This is a genomic window from Candidatus Protofrankia californiensis, assembly GCF_900634765.1.
GTDB classification, from domain to species: domain Bacteria; phylum Actinomycetota; class Actinomycetes; order Frankiales; family Frankiaceae; genus Protofrankia; species Protofrankia californiensis.
Genome location: NZ_CAAAFT010000024.1, coordinates 4,382 through 6,569 on the forward strand (window position 1 = coordinate 4,382; position 2,188 = coordinate 6,569).

Below are 2,188 nucleotides of genomic sequence, written 5' to 3' on the forward strand. Positions count from 1 at the left end.
CCGAGGCAGCCCGGTGCGGTGCCGGCCGAGGCAGCCCGGTGCAGTGGATGTCTACCCTGTAAAACGGGCGATCCGCACCCTGCGGCCGTTTCACAGCGGCGAGGACGACGACGCCCCGTCCATAAAGATCATAAAGTGCACCGAGGAGCTTCGAAGTGCCCGTTTCCCGGCGTCGCAAGAAGAAGTCCACCAGCGCACCGCCCCAGACCGCCCAGGTCCGCAAGCGCAAACCGCCGTCTCCGCCCTGGATGGGCGCGTTGATCCTCACACTCTTCCTGATCGGGATCGCCTGGCTGCTCGTCTACTACTTCTCCAACGGAGACATCCCCGGAATGGACAGTCTCGGTGCCTGGAACATCCTCATCGGGTTCGGTTTTGTCGTGGCCGGTCTCGGCGTGTCAACCCAGTGGCGCTAGGGCGGCCGGCTCGCGCCACCGGCCGGCCGGAACTTCCACCGGTGTCATTCATCCCCAACGGTTGTCCACAGTGTGGATATCGTTCCAGGGGGACATCCGTTCCGGGTGGACGTCACCGCAGGGGATGTCGCAGAGCACAGGGTCAGGACGCCGGGGCGGGGCCGGTGTAGCCGGCACCCTCCTCAGCCCGGATCACGTGCATGACCGCGTTGATGAGAGCCAGGTGGGTGAACGCCTGCGGAAAGTTCCCCAGATGCCGGCCGGTGCTCGGGTCGAGTTCCTCCGCATAGAGGTCCAGCGGAGAGGCGAAGCTGAGCAGGCGCTCGCAGTGCTGCCTGGCGCGGACCACCTCACCGATCTCCACCAGGGCGGAGGTCAGCCAGAACGAGCACATGAGGAAGGCGCCCTCCGTCCCGGTCAGGCCGTCGTCGGTCTCCTCCACGCGGTAGCGCAGCACCAGGCCGTCGACCGTCAGCTCGTCGGCGATCGCGAGGACCGTCGCGCGCACCCGGGGATCGCTCGGGGGCAGGAATCTCAGCAGGGGCATGAGCAGCAGCGACGCATCCAACGCCTTGGAGCCGTAGCACTGGGTGAAAACCCCGCGTTCGTCGAGACCGTTCGTGCACACGTCCGCGTGTATCTCGTCGGCGACAGCCGCCCATCGGGCCGCGGTCTTGGCATCTGCGCGCATCGCCGCCAGCCGCCGGCCCCGGTCGGCGGCAACCCAGCACATCACCTTCGACGAGGTGAAGTGCCGCAGTTCTCCGCGCACCTCCCAGATGCCGCAGTCAGGTTCCCGCCAGTGTTCGGCGGCCGTGTCCACCAGCTTGACCAGCACCGGCCACAACCGCTCCGACAGGTAGTCGCGCGACCGGGTGTGCAGATAGACCGAGTCGAGGATCGCGCCCCAGAGATCGTGTTGGCGCTGGGAGAACGCGGCGTTGCCGATCCGGACCGGAAACGCCCCCTCATAACCGGACAGATGCCCGAGGACCTGCTCGTCCAGCCGGCTCTCACCGCCGACCCCGTACATGATCTGCAGATCGTCGCCGTTCTCGCAGACGTCCGCGATGAACGAGAAGAAGTCGTTCGCCTCGTAGTCGAGACCGAGGGTGTAGAGACCCCACAGGGCGAAGGTGGAGTCACGGATCCAGCTGTACCGGTAGTCCCAGTTACGCTCACCCTGCGGCGTCTCCGGTAGGGACGTGGTGGACGCCGCGAGCAGCGCGCCGGTCGGGGCGTAGGTCAGACCCTTCAGCGCCAGCGCGCTGCGCTGGAGATGCCCACGCCACGGGTGGTCCGGGAAGACCCCGCGGGAGAGCCACTGCCGCCAGAACGCGGTCGTCCGCGCCACCGCCGCCGCTTGGAGCGACCAGACATGTGGTCTCACAGTCGGAGAGGAAACCGTATTCGGCAATGGGGGGAACGGACTGACGCTGCCACGCCGTGTGGACGACGATGCTGCCTGGAACGAAGCCACGTCCGCTCTCCTTCTCCGGCCGCAGACCCCGAGGCCGGGGTGCGGTACACAGGCCAGGCCGCCATCTGATGTGACAGCAAGGAAGCGGATAGTAACTGCCGTGAAGATCGACCCAACGTAGGCCGCGCGGCGAGCGGCCCGCGCGGGCCAACGATGGCACTGGATGTGTTGTGCTGGGTGACATGCGGGACGACGACTTCGCCGACCGGGAAATCACCCACAGAAGCACCGGCGCAGGAGCCAGCGGTGCCGGACTCACCGACGACGGCACCGGCGGTGAGTCCGGCACCGC

General features: G+C 67.2%; 1 protein-coding gene and 1 pseudogene. One reads left to right on the forward strand and one right to left on the reverse strand.

From position 1 onward, the window contains the following. Window positions 1-155 precede the first annotated feature (155 nt). Window positions 156-416 carry a cell division protein CrgA gene (locus DD1DGNOD_RS00965; RefSeq protein ID WP_131764683.1) on the forward strand — a complete coding sequence of 87 codons (261 nt, stop codon included), beginning with the start codon at window positions 156-158 and terminating at the stop codon, window positions 414-416. Between the two features lie 142 nt (window positions 417-558). Here the strand turns inward: DD1DGNOD_RS00965 and DD1DGNOD_RS00970 are convergent. Next, window positions 559-1,773, reverse strand: a pseudogene (locus tag DD1DGNOD_RS00970) (glycoside hydrolase family 15 protein); the annotation flags it as partial. Between the last annotated feature and the right edge of the window lie 415 nt (window positions 1,774-2,188).